Annotated in this window: 13 protein-coding genes; 6 read left to right on the forward strand and 7 right to left on the reverse strand. The window is 60.1% G+C overall.

The features are described 5' to 3' along the window. The first annotated feature begins 18 nt into the window (after positions 1-18). From OK015_RS13375 to OK015_RS13385, 3 genes are read left to right on the forward strand one after another with little or no spacing between them, the layout of a single operon-like run. Positions 19-876 carry a hypothetical protein gene (locus tag OK015_RS13375; RefSeq protein ID WP_268132109.1) on the forward strand — a complete coding sequence of 286 codons (858 nt, stop codon included), beginning with the start codon at positions 19-21 and terminating at the stop codon, positions 874-876. A gap of 2 nt (positions 877-878) precedes the next feature. Next, positions 879-2,870, forward strand: coding sequence for an NAD-dependent epimerase/dehydratase family protein (locus OK015_RS13380; RefSeq protein ID WP_268132111.1), 1,992 nt, complete (start codon positions 879-881; stop codon positions 2,868-2,870). Next, the gene (locus OK015_RS13385) at positions 2,867-3,781 is read left to right on the forward strand and encodes a class I SAM-dependent methyltransferase (RefSeq protein WP_268132113.1); all 915 of its coding nucleotides are present in this window, start codon (positions 2,867-2,869) and stop codon (positions 3,779-3,781) included. Before OK015_RS13380 ends, OK015_RS13385 begins: the two co-directional genes overlap by 4 nt. Here the strand turns inward: OK015_RS13385 and OK015_RS13390 are convergent. Continuing rightward, complete coding sequence (locus OK015_RS13390) at positions 3,768-4,550, reverse strand: class I SAM-dependent methyltransferase (RefSeq protein ID WP_268132115.1); 783 nt, start codon at positions 4,548-4,550, stop codon at positions 3,768-3,770. The genes OK015_RS13385 and OK015_RS13390 overlap by 14 nt on opposite strands. A 552-nt stretch (positions 4,551-5,102) precedes the next feature. On the opposite strand from OK015_RS13390, the gene gmd reads away from it, so the two are divergent. Together gmd and OK015_RS13400 are read left to right on the forward strand one after the other, a co-directional pair. Continuing rightward, positions 5,103-6,125, forward strand: coding sequence for a GDP-mannose 4,6-dehydratase (gene gmd, locus OK015_RS13395; RefSeq protein WP_268132118.1), 1,023 nt, complete (start codon positions 5,103-5,105; stop codon positions 6,123-6,125). Positions 6,126-6,132: 7 nt separating this feature from the next. Then, positions 6,133-7,095 carry a GDP-L-fucose synthase family protein gene (locus OK015_RS13400; RefSeq protein WP_268132120.1) on the forward strand — a complete coding sequence of 321 codons (963 nt, stop codon included), beginning with the start codon at positions 6,133-6,135 and terminating at the stop codon, positions 7,093-7,095. 10 nt (positions 7,096-7,105) lie between these two features. On the opposite strand, the gene OK015_RS13405 is transcribed toward OK015_RS13400, so the two are convergent. From OK015_RS13405 to OK015_RS13430, 6 genes are all read right to left on the reverse strand, one after another. Further along, a complete protein-coding gene (locus OK015_RS13405) occupies positions 7,106-7,897 on the reverse strand; it encodes an ABC transporter permease (protein WP_268132122.1) in 792 nt (263 codons plus the stop codon). After that, positions 7,894-8,637 (reverse strand): ABC transporter permease, encoded by a 744-nt coding sequence (locus OK015_RS13410; RefSeq protein WP_268132124.1) that lies wholly within the window; start codon positions 8,635-8,637, stop codon positions 7,894-7,896. The genes OK015_RS13405 and OK015_RS13410 overlap by 4 nt, the downstream gene beginning before the upstream one ends. Next, on the reverse strand, positions 8,634-9,581 hold the full coding sequence (locus OK015_RS13415) for an ATP-binding cassette domain-containing protein (RefSeq protein WP_268132126.1): 948 nt from the start codon (positions 9,579-9,581) through the stop codon (positions 8,634-8,636). The genes OK015_RS13410 and OK015_RS13415 overlap by 4 nt, the downstream gene beginning before the upstream one ends. A 355-nt stretch (positions 9,582-9,936) precedes the next feature. Next, positions 9,937-12,873, reverse strand: a complete 2,937-nt coding sequence (locus OK015_RS13420) for an MMPL/RND family transporter (protein ID WP_442791249.1) — start codon at positions 12,871-12,873, stop codon at positions 9,937-9,939. A gap of 7 nt (positions 12,874-12,880) precedes the next feature. Then, complete coding sequence (locus OK015_RS13425; RefSeq protein WP_268132129.1) at positions 12,881-15,775, reverse strand: MMPL/RND family transporter; 2,895 nt, start codon at positions 15,773-15,775, stop codon at positions 12,881-12,883. Beyond that, entirely contained in the window at positions 15,772-16,191 is a 420-nt protein-coding gene (locus tag OK015_RS13430; protein WP_326498548.1) for an MmpS family protein, read from the reverse strand. The genes OK015_RS13425 and OK015_RS13430 overlap by 4 nt, the downstream gene beginning before the upstream one ends. Before the next feature lie 1,012 nt (positions 16,192-17,203). Here OK015_RS13430 and OK015_RS13435 point away from each other — a divergent pair. After that, positions 17,204-17,434, forward strand: coding sequence for an MbtH family protein (locus OK015_RS13435; RefSeq protein ID WP_268132131.1), 231 nt, complete (start codon positions 17,204-17,206; stop codon positions 17,432-17,434). The last annotated feature ends 14 nt before the right edge of the window (positions 17,435-17,448 follow it).

Here is a 17,448-nt window from a genome sequence, read left to right on the forward strand (position 1 = left end):
CGGTCGGCTAACCAGAACATGGTATTTCTTACCGGCGACCTGGGTTTTATGGCGCTTGAGCCGTTGCAGGACGCGATGGGTGAGCGGTTCATCAATGCTGGCGTCGCTGAGCAGAACATGATCACTGTTGCCGCAGCACTGGCGGCGCAGAATCTGGAGGTGTGGATTTACAGCATCGCGCCTTTCGCTTATGCGCGGCCGTTCGAGCAGATCCGCAATGACATCTGTTTCCACCATTTACCAGTGAAACTGATCGGCAATGGAGGCGGTTACGGCTACGGGGTGATGGGGCCGACGCATCACGCCATCGACGACTACGGCGCATTGCTGACGCTGCCGGGCATGACTGCGGCAGTTCCTGCGTTCGACGAAGACGTTGAATCCGTCATTACGCTCGCGGGTGGCAGCGATAGCCCGATCTACTTGCGGCTGGGGCGAGGGGAGGCACCGCAAGGATGGCCTGTTCCTCCTTACCAACCGTGGCGGGAACTGACCACAGGCAATGGCCCAACTGTGATTGGGGTCGGACCTATCGCTGGGACGTATATCGGGTGTTTCGACGCGATGCCGGCCGAGCGAAGACCCAACCTATGGGTGGCCGGCGCACTGCCGCTAGAGCGAAATCCTGTCCCGGACGCGTTGCTGACCCAACTGGCGTCGTCAGAACGGCTCATCGTGGTGGAGGAACACGTGCGTCAGGGATCTTTCGCGTCGCAAGTGCTGCTACACCTGGCGGAGCGCGAGTGCCTACCCAAACACTTTGAACACTTTTGTGCCCGGGCCCATACCTTCGGTCGCTACGGCTCGCAAACATTCCTCCGAGCACAATCCGGACTCGATCCCGCTGCGGTGATGTCCGCGCTGGTAAGCGCCTGAGCATGGATTCGCTTGAGTCCAACATCCGTGGCTTGAAGGGACCGATCCTAGTAACCGGTGCCTCGGGATTTATCGGTGCGAATCTGTTCAAGAAGCTGTACAACGTTCGTGACGACGTGTACGCGATTGTGCGTGGCGGTAAGGGGTGGAGGCTGCGCGATATACCGGACGAACAAACCATCGAGGTTGACCTCAATGACTACGTGATGACGAGACACCTAGTCGATAGTTCGGCACCTCAGACGGTGTTCCACTGCGCTGCCTACGGTGCTTACTCATTCGAGGACGACGCCACGCTCATCTATCAGACCAACTTTCAGTCTGCGGTCAACCTGGTCGACCGCTTGGGGTCGCGGCCCCTTGTCGCCTTCATCAGCGCGGGGAGTTCCTCAGAGTATGGAACGAATTGCGCGGCGCCACACGAAGATAGCCTTTGCGAACCCAACAGCCCGTATGCCGTCTCCAAAGTGGCGGTGGCTAACTATCTCCACTACATGGGCAAGCATCAGCAGTTTCCGGCGGTGAACCTCCGCCTTTATTCGGCGTACGGCCCTCTCGAAGACACTTCGCGATTGGTCCCAACGCTGTTGCGTGAGGCGGTGGCGGGGCGGCTGCCGCCGCTGGTCGATCCCCAGACGTCACGCGACTTCGTACATGTTGACGACGTTTGCGAAGCCTTCGTTCTCGCGGCGACACGTATGCATCCCGGGCTGTACGGGGAGAGTCTCAACATCGGCACCGGGATCAAGACAACCATTGGCGACCTGGTGGAGCTGACTCGGGCGACGTTCGGCGTCGAAGCCGAACCAAGTTTCGACACAATGGCGGGTCGAGAATGGGACACGCCGGATTGGTATGCCGAACCTAGCAAGGCCCTTCGAGAGATCGGCTGGCGTGCGCGTACCGATCTGAAGGATGGGTTGGTGTCAATGTCGAAATGGGTTGCCACTCTTACTGATCGGCAGATCGCAGAATCTACAAAGAAAGGTGGCAAAGGGCGCCGGCGCAGCGTATCGGCGGTAATCGCCTGCTACAAAGACGGTCAGGCGATACCGGTGATGCACAAACGACTTGCTGACACGTTCGACCAACTCGACGTGGACTACGAGATTATTTTCGTAAACGACGGCAGCCCGGATGACAGCGCCGACGTGATACGCGAGATCAGTAAGCAAGATCGACACGTCATCGGGATCACTCATTCGCGAAATTATGGTTCGCAGATGGCGTTTCGGAGCGGCATGGAGCTGTCGACAATGGACGGCGTCGTCCTGTTGGATGGTGACCTTCAAGATCCGCCTGAGTTAATCCACGAATTCTATCCGCTGTGGGAGCAAGGCTATGACGTTGTGTACGGCAGACGAGTCAAGCGGGATATGCCGTGGCATCGAGGCTTGGAATACAAGCTATTCTATCGGCTATTTGCGCGCTACAGCTACATAAACATTCCACTCGATGCTGGCGACTTCTCGCTGATGGATCGACGAGTGGTCAGGTGGCTACTTAACTGCCCCGAGCGCGACCTGTTCATGCGCGGGTTGCGCGCCTATGTTGGCTTTAAGCAGACCGGCGTCGACTACGTTCGTCCGGAGCGTATGTTCGGGCGCTCCACCAACAACCTTATGAAGAACATCGACTGGGCGAAGAAGGCGATCTTCTCGTTCAGCAACGCCCCGCTGAACATGCTGACCAACATGGGGATAGCATCACTCGCTGTTTCACTGCTTGCGGCAGTGGTGGTATTTCTCCTCCGGGTGCTCGTGCCTGACATCGCGCCTCGAGGTGTTACCACCCTATTGCTCGTCATGCTCATATTTGGGTCCATGAATCTGTTCGCGATCGGCCTCGTTGGTGAATACGTGTCCAAGATCATGACCGAGGTGAAGGGTCGGCCTCGCCTCATCAGAGCCTCGCTGATCCGCAATGGAGAGCAAACTGAGCTACTACCGGACGGCAAGGCCATGAGGTCCCCTGTGGTGGAGAAGCAACCATGAGTTCGGCGCGATCTTGTCCGGTCTGCGGCGCCGGGTCGCTCGACGCAACTTCGTTCCTAGAAGCCAACATTGACGTCTCGCGCTTGGACGAATTCAGCTACTCGTCGCGAAAGACGCCGGAGTATATGAATCTCGAACTCGTGCAGTGCCGAAGATGCGACCTCGTTTACGCGGACAGCCCGCCCAGCCAAGACGATCTCGCACGTGCCTACCATGTTGCCGACTATGACAGCGCCGAGGAAGCCGACGACGCGGCGTCCGCGTACATACGTGCCATGCAACCGGTGTTGCAAGCCTTGACCAGGCGCGAATCAGTCCTGGAGATCGGCACGGGCACAGGGGTTCTGCTGGAGCACCTGGCGCATCAGGGATTCACAAAGTTGGTCGGCGTTGAACCGTCCGCCTCGGCGATTGCCGCAGCCCCGACATATCGTCAGAATTGGATTCGGGAGGGCGTTTTCGAGGAGCAGAATTTTGCTCCTGAGTCGTTCGACCTAATCTGCTGCTTCATGACGATGGAGCATGTAATCGATCCAAAAGTGATCTCCCTGGCGGCCTTTCGGCTACTTCGACCTGGTGGGGCGTTCGTCACGGTGACGCATGACTATCGCGGCTGGCTGAATCGCATGCTGGGGAGACGCTCTCCGATCATCGATATCGAGCACATGCAGTTGTTCTCGGGCACAAGCATTCAAAGACTCTTCGAGGTAAGTGGTTATCAGAATGTTCGGGTCGAACGGTTCGTCAATCGTTACGCATTCCGCTACTGGTGGCGGTTAGCACCAGCGCCGGGTCCCGTGAAGCGGGCAGTGGCCAAGGTTGCTGAAGCTACCCGTGTTGGCGGCGTCCGAATTAGACTCAACGTGGGCAACAGCATGGCGAGCGGAGTGAAGCCACCTAGCTCGCCCTAGCAAACACGGTGTAGCCGAGGCAATCGTCTCCGCCTTGTCGGCGCAAGCTGCCTTGGCCTATGAATGCGGCGATGAGTAGCACTGGTGAGAACGCCACACCGACCAATCGGCGAACCACGGACGACCCTCCTCCCTGCGGTATAAGGAAGGGGAGCACAAGGGCCATGATCTTGGCGCAAGCAACGGTTAACTCATCGCCCCGCGCAAACACCACCACCTCGGAAAAGCCATTTCGCTCCAGTAGCATCCGCAATGCGGAAGGCGTAAATCGCCAGTAATCATGCGGAATGTAGTGCCAGCGCGCGGCGAAGGGGACAGTGAGGATGAGTCGGCCGTCATCGTGAAGCACACGCCGGGCTTCGGAAAGAAAGGCATCGGGATCAGGAACATGTTCGAGGGTCTCGGTCGCGAGAACAAGGTCGATTGTGCGATCACCGGCAGGCCATTCGTCGCCTGAAAAATAAGCAGTGCCAGGAACCTCATACCCGAACTGCTCACCAGCGTCTGCGATGTCGATGGCGCGATAGGTCGCACGGCGACTTACGAGCGGGCGATAGGGCTGGGCGCCTGCGCCTACATCAAGAATCGTGCCGGTAGCTTGTCCTAATGGGGACTTGAGATCTCGCCAGATGGAGGCGGCCTGTAGGTCTAATGCGCGACGCACTCGAGACATCAACCTGCCCCGCGCACTGCTCAAGTCGGCAAATGAAGGTGGCTGCCAATGTTCGTCGTTGCGGACCGCCTCGTTACGGCGAGCGAGGACAGACATCGTGGCTCTTCCTTACTAGGGACAAACACGGCTAGTCCCGAGTGCCGCCAGCGTTACGGGGCTGGTGCAGCCCTACCGTACCTGGCGTCACTGGCCGACGTGGCGTGGAACCCGAAATGAATGCCGACGTTTTCGACTAATCGCAGCGAGCCGCGGCTTAAGGTTGGTTTGACCAGCTGTCGTTGAGGATGGTTAGTAACCACGACGTTTCGGCCGCTCCTGCGGTTGTGGCTCTGCTTACGGCGTGGATATCCCGTGACAACGCACTCGAAAAAGGCGCTCTCGGATGGTCTACGGTTGGCTGAACGTTGGCGGCGACCTGGACCCAAGTAGGTAGCATCCGGCCTGCCTGATCGGTGCCTTTCGCGGCATCCTTCGGCTGGCGGCCTTTGCATAGCAGATCAACAAAGCTGTCGCTCTGTGTCTGTTGTCCTCTCCAATTACTATGGACGGACAATCGCTAGCCGGTGAAGCGCGGAGGAGTGGGACTAGCGCGATGATCGGACGCGGGACGTGTAGTGATGAGCATGCACCGATAGAGGCGAGAAACCAGTGAAGCGAGCGCTGATAACCGGGATCACCGGACAGGATGGCTCGTACCTCGCCGAACTGCTGTTGAGCAAGGGATACGAGGTCCACGGCCTCATCCGTCGAGCTTCCACCTTCAACACCGCGCGGATCGATCACCTCTACGTCGACCCGCACCAGTCCGACGCGCGGCTGTTCTTGCACTACGGCGACCTCACCGACGGAACCCGCCTGGTGACCCTGCTGACCACCATCGACCCCGACGAGGTGTACAACCTTGCGGCGCAATCGCATGTACGGGTCAGCTTCGACGAACCGGTGCACACCGGCGACACGACCGGCATGGGATCGGTCCGGCTGCTCGAAGCCGTCCGCCTTTCCCGCGTGGACTGCCGCTTCTATCAGGCGTCCTCGTCGGAAATGTTCGGCGCATCGCCACCACCGCAGAACGAGCAGACCCCCTTTTATCCCCGCTCGCCGTACGGCGCGGCCAAGGTCTACTCCTATTGGGCCACCCGCAACTATCGCGAAGCGTACGGATTGTTCGCGGTGAACGGCATCTTGTTCAACCACGAATCGCCAAGGCGCGGCGAGACATTCGTTACTCGAAAGATCACGCGAGCCGTGGCGCGCATCAGAGCCGGCGTCCAGTCGGACATCTACCTGGGCAATCTCGATGCCGTCCGCGACTGGGGATACGCGCCCGAATATGTCGAAGGGATGTGGCGCATGCTGCAGGCCGCCGACCCCGACGACTTCGTGCTGTCGACGGGGCGCGGTTACAGCGTGCGCGACTTCGCCCAAACCTCATTCGAGCATGCCGGACTCGACTGGCAGAAGTACGTGAAGTTCGACGACCGTTATTTGCGTCCCACCGAAGTGGATTCGCTGATCGGCGACGCGACCAAGGCCGCTCAATCTCTCGGGTGGAAGGCTTCCGTACACACCGCCGAACTGGCGCGCATCATGGTGGACGCCGACATTGCCGCATTGGAGTGCGATGGCCGGCCATGGATCGACAAGCCGGCCCTCCCTGGCTGGAGCTGAGCAAAGCATGGATACGCCCGTCGGCATCCTCGATCGCGCGTTGCCGGTATACATCGCCGGGCACCGGGGACTCGTCGGCTCCGCCTTATTGCGCAAGTTCGAGGCCGAGGGATTCACGAATCTCGTTGTGCGGTCCCATGATCAACTCGACCTAACGGATCGGGCCGCGACGTTCGATTTCATCCTCGAGGCCCGGCCGCAGGTGATCGTCGACGCCGCGGCGCGCGTTGGCGGCATTATGGCGAACAACACCTATCCCGCGGACTTCTTGTCCGAAAACCTGCAGATTCAGGTCAACCTGCTGGACGCGGCTGTGGCCGCGCGGGTGCCACGGTTGCTGTTCCTCGGATCTTCTTGCATATACCCGAAATTCGCCCCGCAGCCGATTCAGGAGAGCGCGCTGCTCACTGGCCCGCTGGAGCCGACCAATGACGCGTACGCGATCGCGAAAATCGCGGGCATCCTTCAGGTGCAGGCGGTCCGGCGGCAATACGGCCTGGCCTGGATTTCGGCGATGCCGACGAATCTTTACGGACCGGGTGACAACTTTTCCCCATCGGGTTCACATCTGCTGCCGGCGCTGATCCGGCGCTATGAGGAGGCCAAGGCCGGTGGTGCGCCGGCGGTGACCAACTGGGGGACCGGTACGCCGCAACGCGAGTTGCTGCATGTCGACGATTTGGCCAGCGCGAGCCTGCACCTCCTGGAGCACTTCGACGGCCCCAATCACGTCAACGTGGGGACCGGTGTCGATCACACCATCAGTGAGATCGCCGAAATGGTCGCTACCGCAGTGGGGTACACCGGCGAAACACGCTGGGACCCAACCAAACCGGACGGCACGCCGCGCAAGCTGTTGGACGTCTCGGTGTTACGGGAGGCGGGATGGGCGCCCGAAATCTCGTTACGGGACGGCATTGTGGCAACGGTGGCGTGGTACCGGGCGAACGCCGACGCAGCGAGGCAATGAATCTGCGGGATTAGGCGCTGGATTCGGCCGCACGTCGATAGCCACGCACCGCGATCGGGATGAACACCGCGAGCAGCACGGTCGTCCAGAGCAGCGTCATCGCCAGCGGCCGCAGGAACGAGCCCCCATGGGCCAGCGCCCACATCGCCTCGATGGGTGGAGACATCGGCTGCGCACGGACAAACGGTTGAAGCCAGGCCGGAAACAGCCCGATCGGAGTCGTCCCGGGGTTGAGGAAGGCCAGCGAGACAGTCACGGCGACCAGCCACGTCATCATGGTGCGGCCATTGGTGCGGACGGCCAGCGCCATGACCATCGCCGTGTACCCGGTGACAGCGATCGAGGGGATCAGAATGTAAAACAGTGCCGAGGGCCAGCCGTGGGTAAAGCGCAGCCCCATCGCCACCCCGACCGCTGTGATCAGGATCGTTCCCACGAGCGCCCGCACGGCTTCGGCGGCCAGCCGACCGGTGAGCGCGCTCGCGCGGTGAACCGGCAACACCCACATCCGGCTGAGCAGCCGCCAATCGCGTTCCATTTGTATGCCGACCGCGCCGCCCAGAGCGCCGAACACCGCCGACAGCACAGTGCACAACGGGACCAGGCCGTACACGCTGTCGACGCCGGTTACCGCACGAACCCGCTCACCCAACACCACTTGGTAGACGACCAGAAGAAAGACAGGGAGCAGCAGCGACCCCATCAGCACACCTTGATCGCGCCGCCACCGGGTGAGTAGCACGCCGGCCTGTACCCAGCTCTGGGTCAGTAGGGAGCCCTGCATTCCGGGCTGCGTCGTCATCTGGCCCGCCTCTGCATCCGCAATGTGATTGTGCCGAAGACGAGCATCATCCCGGCACACCACGCGAGACTGGCGGCGAGGTTCCCGAGAATCACGTGCCCGCTCGCCAGGCCGCGCAACGTTTCGGCGACCTGGGACACCGGCTGGTTGCGCACGTATGGGCGTAACCAGCCCGGAAAGGTTCTCTCGGGAGCGATTCCGGTAGACAGCATGAACAGCAGCACCTGCGGGACGAACAGTAGGGGAGTGACCGCCTCAAGACTGGTCGATGCCGATCCCAGCGCGTCGGCACCCAGCGCCACAGCCAGGCACAACAGCAATGCGATAAGCACGAAGGCCAGCGCATATCCGAGGCCGCCGGTCATCCGGAATCCGAAGGCGTAGCCGGCGATCAGCGCAACCGAGAGGGCAAGCGTGGCCCGCATCAGGGTCGCCGCTATGCGGGCTGCCACGGGGTACACCGCGGGGATCGGTAGTGCCGCAATCCGCTCGCCCACCGCGGTCAGCCGGTCGCGGGCCGCACGGTCGGCGGTGACCAACGCGACGAACACGACGGATTGGACCACCACCGCAGGCACCAGATACTGCGTATAGCTGATGCGCCCGGTATCGACCAGACCGTGCAGCGCTACCCCGAAACCGGCCAAATACCCGACGGGAGAAAGCATCTCGAAGACAAGCCCGCCGTCGCGTACCGCACCTGTCATCGAACGTTCGGTGAGGGCGGCCAGGGCACTCATGACTGAGTGACGGTTCGTTCGGTGAGATGGATGAACGCTTCGTCCAGGGAGGGCTTGCGCAGCGAGATGTCGGTGAGTTCGATGCCGAGCGCATCGACGCGGCGAAAGACCTCGCTCAGCGTTGCCACTCCGTCGGGGGCCATCACCGAGACCGAATTGGCGTCGGCGTCGACATCGACGCCTTGCAGTCCCGTCAGCGCGGTTGCGACCTGACCCAAGTCGGCCGGATTCGTCGGAGTGACCTGGCAGTAGCCGGCACCCGCCCTGCGCTTGAGTTCCTCGGCGGTGCCGTTGGCGATCACCTGTCCCTGGTCGATGACGACGACTGAGTCGCTCAGCAGATCGGCTTCTTCCAGGTTCTGTGTGGTCAGCAGCACCGTAATGCCCTGTCGGGTCATCGAACTCACGAGGGTGTACAGGGTGCGGCGGCTGCGCGGGTCCAGTCCGGTGGTCGGTTCGTCGAGGAAGAGCACCTTCGGCAACACCACCAGGGCGATAGCGAGATCGACGCGGCGCCGCATGCCTCCGGAGTAGGTGGATGCGCGCCGGTCGGCAGCATCAACGAGGTCGAACCGTTCGATCAGCTCGTCGGCACGAGCCTTTGCCTGCCGCCGGCTCAGTCCGCGCAACCTACCGAACAACACCAGGTTCTCCCGCCCGTTGAGCAGGGGGTCCATCGCGCTGAACTGTCCCGCGATCCCGATGCTGGAACGTACTTCCGCGGGCTGGCGCACGATGTCGTATCCGTTGACGACAGCGTGGCCCGAACTGGGGCGGATCAGCGTGGACAAGATGTTGATGGTGGTGGTCTTACCGGCGCCATTGTGGCCGAGCACGCCGCAAACCGTCCCGGCCGGAACCGAGAAGCTCACCCCGCGCAGCGCGTGTGTGCCCTCCCCGAATGTCTTCGTAAGGCCATCAACTTCTATCGCAAGCGGGCTCACAGTTGGGAGTATTTCATGGTGGGTGCCAGCGTGTGGGCGGTATCGGTCTTACCCGGCACGTGGTTCGGCCGATGCTATCAGCCCTCTTTGCTGTGGTGGCTGTCACACGGGATGAAGGCGCGTTAGGGTGAAATGCTTGCCAGCGGGCGGCTTACGATTCGAGTGGGGTTGGGGCTTTCGATCGAGTTGGCTTGTGCGGCAGTGTGATTCCGGTCGCGGCCGCGTTTCCGCTGTTGATCAGCCGAAGGCAGCAGCCACACCGCTTCGGCGGACCACCCGAGATGGCCTTGTCTTTGGTCAAGCATATGGCGTCTCCGGATTTCCGGAATGGGACTGGCTTTCCGGCTCCGGCACCCTAGACGGATTGCCGTGGGATCTCGGCGGTGGGCGCCTCGCCGGGACGCTCCTCGCCTAGCAACGCGCGTACCAGCGGACGCGAACCTTCTGGCCGCAGCATTTGACTGGCCGGGCGCGGGCGAACCGCTTGCGGCCACCAGAACCAACGCCCAAGCATTGTGGCGATCGACGGAGTCATGAACGAGCGTACGACCAGAGTGTCGAACAACAGGCCCAGGCCGATAGTGGTACCGACCTGACCAATGATCCGCAAGTCGCTGGAGGCCATCGAAGCCATGGTGAAGGCGAACACCAGACCCGCGTTCGTCACGACCTTACCGGTACCACCCATTGCGCGAATGATGCCGGTGTTGATACCCGCGCTTAATTCCTCTTTCATCCGGGACACCAGCAGCAAGTTGTAGTCAGACCCCACCGCCAAAAGGACGATCACGGACATGGGAAGCACCATCCAGTACAACTTGATGCCCAGGATGTACTGCCAGATCAGCACCGAAAGACCGAACGACGAGCCCAACGATAGAGCGACCGTACCCACGATCACCAGAGCGGCCACAAAACTGCGCGTGATGATGAGCATGATGGTGAAGATAAGACAGAGCGCGCCAATTCCCGCGATCAATAGATCGAATTTGGATCCGTCTTTGAAGTCCTTGAAGGTCGATGCGGTTCCGGCGATATAGATCTTGGCGTCTTCCAGCGGTGTCGTCTTGAGCGCCTCTTCGGCCGCCGTCCGTATCTTGTCGACGCGGTCCACGCTTTCGGGCGACGCCGGGTCACCCTTGTGGGAGATGATGAACCGGGCCGCCTTGCCGTCGGGCGACAAGAATTGAGTCATCGCTTTCTGGAAGTCCGCGTTCTTGAAAATCTCCGGCGGCAGATAGAACGAGTCGTCGTTCTTGGAGTTGTCGTACGCCTGACCCAGCGTGTTGGCGTCCTTGCTGTCGACATTCACCTGGCCGATGATCCCGGACATCGTGCTGTGCATCGTCAGCGTCGTCTTCTTGAAGAACTCCATGGTTGCAATCATCTGCGGATACTGCTCAAGTAGCTTCGGCAGCAGCACATCCATCTTGTGCAGGTCCACGAGAAGGTCGCCGAGTTTGTCGCTGAGTTCGTCGACGCCGTCGAGCGTGTCAAATATTGACCGCAGGGACCAGCATATCGGGATATCGAAGCAGTGTTTTTCCCAGTAGAAGTAGCTCTTGATCGGCCTGAGGAAGTCCTCAAAATCCGCGAAGTGATTTCTCAACTCGTACAAGATCTGCGTCATTTCGCCGGTCTTGACGATCGATTCGTGCGTAAGAGCGGTGAGCTCTTTCTGCAATTCGTAGAGGCGTCTCATCGAGGCGAGCTGGATGTCGATCATGGCGACCTGCTGGAGCATATCGTCCATACGTGCATTCAGATACTTCACGTTTTGTGACTGAGCCGCGTTTTGCATGCTGAGCATGAACGGGATCGAGGTGTGTTCGATCGGCGTTCCCTCGGGCCGAGTAATGCCCTGAACCCGAGCAATCCCGGGGACCTTGAATATTCCTCTGGCCAGTCGGTGCAGGGTGATGAAATCAGCCGGATTGCGCATATCATGATCGGCTTCAATCATCACGATTTCAGGCATCATCCGGGCCTGAGAGAAATGTCGGTCAGCGGCCGCATACCCTACGTTCGCGGGAATATCGTCAGGCATATAGAGCCGGTTGTTGTAGCTCGTCTGGTAGCCAGGCAGCGTCACCAAACCGACCAGCGCCACGGCGACCGTCGCGATCAGAATGGGCGCGGGCCAGCGCACAATCGCAGTGCCGATCCGGCGCCAGCGGCCGAAGCGGATCGCCCGTGTGGGGTCGAGCAGTCCAACGCCGCTTCCGACAGTGATTACCGCGGGCACCAGCGTCAGAGCGATCACGACGGAAACGACCATGCCCAACGCGCAGGGCGCGCCCATGGTCTGGAAGATGGGCATCCGGGTAAAGCTCAGGCACAACATCGCCCCGGCGATCGTCAGACCGGAACCCAGGACAACGGGAACGACACCGCGAAAAGTGGTGTAGAAGGCCAATTCCCGGTCCTCACCGGCCTGGCGCGCCTCCTGATATCGGCCGAAGAAAAAGATCCCATAGTCGGTTCCCGCCGCCATCGCGAGGGCTACCAGCAAGTTGACGGCGAACGTCGACAATTGCAGAAGGCTGTGATCACCGAGAAAGGCGACGATTCCCCGAGCCGCGAGTACTTCGATCCCGACTGTGATCAACAGCAGAATCACGGTGATGATCGATCGGTAGACGAAAAGCAGCACCACGAAAATAATCGCGGCACCTACCGCTGTCATTTTCAGAATGGATCTATCGCCGGCCTGTTGCATGTCGGAAAACAGCGCCGATGGACCGGTGACGTAGGCCTTGATCCCGGGAGGTGGGGGTGTCCGCGCGAGAATATCCCGAACGGAGGCAAGGGAGTCCTGGCCCTGCGTCGTGCCCTGGTTTCCGGCCAGGTTCATTTGAACGTATACGGCCTTACTATCGGCACTTTGCGCGCCGGCAGCGGTGAGTCGATCTCCCCACAGATCCTGTACGTGCTCAACATGTTTCGTGTCGGCTCGTAACTCGCGAACCAATTTGTCGTAGTACTTGTGGGCGTCGTCCCCAAGCTCGTGTTGGCCCTCGAGCACGAGCATCACAAAGCTATCCGAATCGGACTCTTTGAAGACCTTGCCCATCCGCATCATCGCCTGCACCGCTGGCGCGTCTTGAGGAGCCAACGGCACGGAGTGTTCCCGGCCTACGCGCTCTAGCGAGGGAACGGCGAATGTCACCAGCAGCGTGAGTGCCACCCAGCCCAAAATGGTCAACACCGACAACTTACGAAGCACCCTGGCAAAGCGCGGTTTCCGGGCGGGGGCCGGGGGAGTTTCCGTACTCATAGGTTCCGTGGTCATGCGGGCCTCACCGCGATTCTTTCAGCAGCAGCGCACGTACCAACGGGCGCGAGCCCAACGGCCGCAACATTTGGCTTGCGGGTCGGGTGCGCACTTGTTGTGGCCACCAGAACCAGCGTCCCAGCAACGCCGCGACGGCCGGGGTCATGAAGGCGCGCACGACCAGCGTGTCGAAGAGCAGACCCATCCCGATCGTGGTGCCCAGCTGCGCGATGCTGCGCAAGTCGCTGACCGCCATGGACGCCATGGTGAATGCGAATACCAGGCCCGCGTTGGTGACGACTTTTCCGGTACCCGCCATCGCGCGGATGATGCCGGTGCGTATCCCGGCGTCCAGTTCCTCTTTCATCCGGGAGACCAACAATAAGTTGTAGTCAGAGCCCACGGCCAAGAGGACGATCACCGCCATCGACAGAACTGTCCAGTGTATTTGCAGTCCAAGCAAATACTGCCAAACCAAGATGGACATGCCGAAGGATGCGCCCAGTGAAAGCAATACCGTACCCACAATGACCAGCGCGGCGATAAAACTTCGTGTCATGATCAGCATGATGATGAAAATCAGGCAGATAGCGGCGACGCCCGCAATCAACAGGTCATATTTGGCGCCGTCGACCAAATCTTTTACCACCGCCGCGGTCCCCGTGAGATAGATCTTGGAGTCTTCCAGGGGGGTGCCCTTCAGCGCCTCCTCGGCGGCCGTCCTGATCGGGTCGACCCGCGAGAGGCCCTCGGGCGTTGCCGGGTCACCCTTTTGTGAAATGAGCATCCGGGCGTTCTTACCGTCCGGCGACAGGAAGATCTTCATGACCCGTTTGAAGGCGTCCGAGCTTTCGATGATCCCCGGCGGCAGATAGAAAGTATCGTCGTTCTTGGAGGTGTCGAAAGCCTGACCCATGGCATTCGGATTCTGACCGCCGTTGACCTCCATCTGGCCGATGGTTCCTTGCATGGTGCTGTGCATGGTCAGCATCATCGTTCGCATGCTCTGCATGGTCGCTATCATTGGCTGAATTTGGATAACCAACTGCGGCAGGAGCGCATCCAGTTTATCGAGGTCTCCCACCAATTCGGTAAACTTGTCATTGACCTCGTCAACGCCGTCGAGTGCGTCGAACACGGATCTGATTGCGAAGCAGACTGGAATATCGTAACAATGCTTTTCCCAGTAGAAATAACTGCGGAGAGGTCTGAAGAAATCCTCGAAGTCCGAAACGCGGTCTCGCAACTCAGCTGTGGCTTTCTGGATTTCATGCGTTTGGCCGACCATGTCATGAGTTACGCCAATGAGTTCTTTCATCAGCCCCAACATCCGCTGCAAGAGAGCAATCATTTTTGCCAGCTCTTCGGCCTGCTTAAGCATGTCTTCCATGCGATCCTTTTGGAACGCCATATTTGTTAGCTGAGTCGACTGGGACATGCTCATGATGTACGGAATGCTTGTGTGCGCGAGCGGAGTTCCCTCCGGCCGGGTCACACTCTGAACTGTGGAGATGCCCGGGACCGCGAGTATGCCCTTAGCTAATTGATTCAGTACCAGCATATCGGTCGAGTTACGCAGATCGTGGTCAGCTTCGACTACAAGGATTTCCGGCATCATCATTCGCGACTCGGGAAAATGTCGTCCTGCAGCCGCGTTTCCCACGCTGGCAGGGATATCATCGGGAATGAACTTCTGGTCGTCGTAGCTAGGGTTATACCCGGGTAGCGTCAATAATCCGATAAGGGCGACCGCTATTGTGGAAATGAGGATCGGTGTGGGCCAGCGAACTATCGCCGTACCGATTCGCCGCCAGCCGCGCACTTGGAGCTTCCGTTTCGGCTCAAACAGGCCAAAACGGCTTCCGGCAGCAATAAGTGCCGGCCCCAACGTGATCGCGACGAGGACCGCAACGGCGATACCCACCGCGTTAGGCAGGCCCAGCGGCTGAAAGTACGGTAGTCGGGTAAAGCTCAAACAAAGAACCGCCCCGGCGATTGTCAAGCCGGAAGCTAAGACAACTTTGGCGACACTGCTGAATGTGGTATAGAAGGCCGTTTCGCGATCTTCGCCTGCCTGGCGGGCTTCTTGATATCGTCCGACGAAGAATATCGCATAATCGGTACCCGTAGCGATGACCGCTGCTACCAGGAGATTAACCGCGAAGGTAGTGAGGCCGACAAGTCCGTGGTAGGCGAGAAACGCGACCATTCCTCGGCCAACCGTCAATTCCAGCCCGACCATCAGCAACAAAGCAATGACGGTAAAGATCGATCGGTAGACGAGTAGCAATGTAATGAAGATTACGGAAAGACTCGCCAGTGTCACCGTCGTGACGGTCTCTTGACCCGCTTTGTTCATATCCGCGACGGTTGCGGCGGGGCCGGTGACATAGACCTTGAGCCCGCTTGGCGCAGGCAGCTCTGCCACGATCCTTCGGATGGCGGCGACCGATTCGTCACCCGCAGCCGCACCTTGGCTACCGCCAAGGTTCAATTGCACATATGCGGCCCTTCCGTCAATGCTTTGCGCGGCGGCCGCCGTGACCGGGTCTCCCCAGAAATTCTGAATGTGCTGGACATGCTTGGTATCGGCTTCCAGCCGACGAATCAATTCGTCGTAATACTTGTGATCATCTTGGCCGAGGGGTCGGTCCCCCTCCAACACGATCATGGCGAGGGCGCCGGAATTGGATTCCTTGAAGTCCTGGCCCAGGCGTGACATCGCCTTGAAGGAAGGTGCATCTACGGGAGTCAGCGAAACCGAATGCTGTGCCTCGACGGCCTCCAAGGGGGGGACGCCGATGGTGAGGAAGACCGTGACGCCCAGCCACCCCAAGATGATGAGGATCGAAAACCGGTGGATTGTCCGCGCGATGAAGGGTCGCGAGGGCCGCTCCGTGCCTAAGGTTTCTTCGCTCATGCCGCCGTCAGCACGCAGTACGTGAAGGCGTTCACCTCGTGTGAGACCTTCTCGGACTTGACGGTGCCATCGACGATGATTCGGCAGCCGATAGTATCGCTATCGCCTTGTGCCACCACGTTTCCCACGATTGACGGCAGCGTTGTCGAGAGATCCATCGACCACGGCAGCGTGACTGCGTTGATGTGCTGCGGGTCGGCATTGACGTCGAAATAACTGATGTCAGCCACGGTCCCCGGTGCTCCGAAGACTTCGTACTTCAGATGCTTGGGGTTGAAAGGCTTGCTGTCCTTGATCCTGGTGTCGGCATACGACTGACGTTTCTCGGAGCCGAATATCCCGTGCAACCGCGAGACGGTGAATCCGCCGGCGGTGAGCACGGCGACGATGAGTAGCGGGATCCAGATTCGCCCCAGCAGCTTGAATGCTCCAGCACCCGGATTCCGGCGGCCTCTTCGGCCACCATCCGGCTCTTGGGATCCGGGTGCCGACTGGCGACCGAACCGCCGTAAGCGGCTAGAGGGCTGGCTAGCGCCCTGGCTGCCTTCGGCGGCGACGTCGGATCGGGCTCGAACGCCGTGTTCGACCACCGCACCCCCTTCAACCCGTTCCTGGACTCGCTATGTCAACCGCTCGAACAGTACCCAAACCTCGATCACACCACGCCAGACCTGCGGCGGTCAGCTCAAAACGAGCGGCGTTCGGCGAGTGCGACCAGATCTTGATGAGTAAACCATGCCATTGGCCCCGACATCAGATCTTTCGTAACCCGGTATCGGATCGTAACTCGCCCGCGTGCGTATGGGGACGTTAGCAATGGGTGCAATCCCGTCATGAAGCAGGTGTTGTATGCGTCATTGTCCCGGGCAATGGTGATACATATTACATTGCTGCGCGATCCGTGCAGAAGGCCTCATGCGCCGTGGCCAGCTAACGAAGTCGTGGTGGTTCGCTGAGACGGGTCAGCGTGCGATTTGTCTTGTCAGATCACGAACGGCGATCCGCGCGGGCGGGGAAACGGATCCCTGCCAACCGGCGATGACACCGATCTTCGCACCCCGGATAGCTACCGCGTTTGCTGTGACCGCTACCCGACACCTCTCAGGTCTGAGCTGCGGGCCACGCCTCGGCGCGTGCCGCGGCATTCCTTCCCGGCAACCAACGAGCAACGAGACCGTAACTCGGTCGTTTTCTCTCCGCAGGTGCCGTACCCTTGGCGGGCGGCACACAGCCAATACCGTCGCTGCAGGTCACTGCACTTCAAGGCGTCAACGCCCGGGCGTTGCGCCGCGCACCGAATTGCCAAGCGGTGTCACGAGTGCTTAACGGATCACATCAGGAACTTTGTCGAAACCTCCGACCGAGCCTGTAGGCCTCCAGTATGGTTTGGAACGACCCCACTTATATCGAGAGAACGCCTGGAGAACTGTGAGCACGAATCCGTTCGACGACGATAATGGCAGTTTTTTCGTGTTGGTCAATGATGAGGAGCAACACAGCTTGTGGCCGACGTTCGCCGACGTTCCCGCAGGGTGGCGGGTGGTATACGGCGAAGCCGACCGTGCGGCGTGCCTCGAGTACATCGAGCAGAACTGGCCCGATATCCGGCCCAAGAGTCTGCGCGATCGGCTGGCAGCGGGTCGGAGTTTTGATAAGTAAACCGCCTGGGTATG

The sequence above is a fragment of the Mycobacterium sp. Aquia_216 genome, from assembly GCF_026723865.1.
GTDB lineage: Bacteria > Actinomycetota > Actinomycetes > Mycobacteriales > Mycobacteriaceae > Mycobacterium.

Coding starts and splice junctions, on each gene's coding strand:
- OK015_RS13405 (WP_268132122.1), bottom strand. CDS start 7,897: ATGACGACGCAGCCCGGAATGCAGGGCTCCCTACTGACCCAGAGCTGG.
- OK015_RS13420 (WP_442791249.1), bottom strand. CDS start 12,873: ATGACCACGGAACCTATGAGTACGGAAACTCCCCCGGCCCCCGCCCGG.
- OK015_RS13385 (WP_268132113.1), top strand. CDS start 2,867: ATGAGTTCGGCGCGATCTTGTCCGGTCTGCGGCGCCGGGTCGCTCGAC.
- OK015_RS13375 (WP_268132109.1), top strand. CDS start 19: ATGGTATTTCTTACCGGCGACCTGGGTTTTATGGCGCTTGAGCCGTTG.
- OK015_RS13390 (WP_268132115.1), bottom strand. CDS start 4,550: ATGTCTGTCCTCGCTCGCCGTAACGAGGCGGTCCGCAACGACGAACAT.
- OK015_RS13425 (WP_268132129.1), bottom strand. CDS start 15,775: ATGAGCGAAGAAACCTTAGGCACGGAGCGGCCCTCGCGACCCTTCATC.
- OK015_RS13410 (WP_268132124.1), bottom strand. CDS start 8,637: ATGAGTGCCCTGGCCGCCCTCACCGAACGTTCGATGACAGGTGCGGTA.
- OK015_RS13400 (WP_268132120.1), top strand. CDS start 6,133: ATGGATACGCCCGTCGGCATCCTCGATCGCGCGTTGCCGGTATACATC.
- OK015_RS13380 (WP_268132111.1), top strand. CDS start 879: ATGGATTCGCTTGAGTCCAACATCCGTGGCTTGAAGGGACCGATCCTA.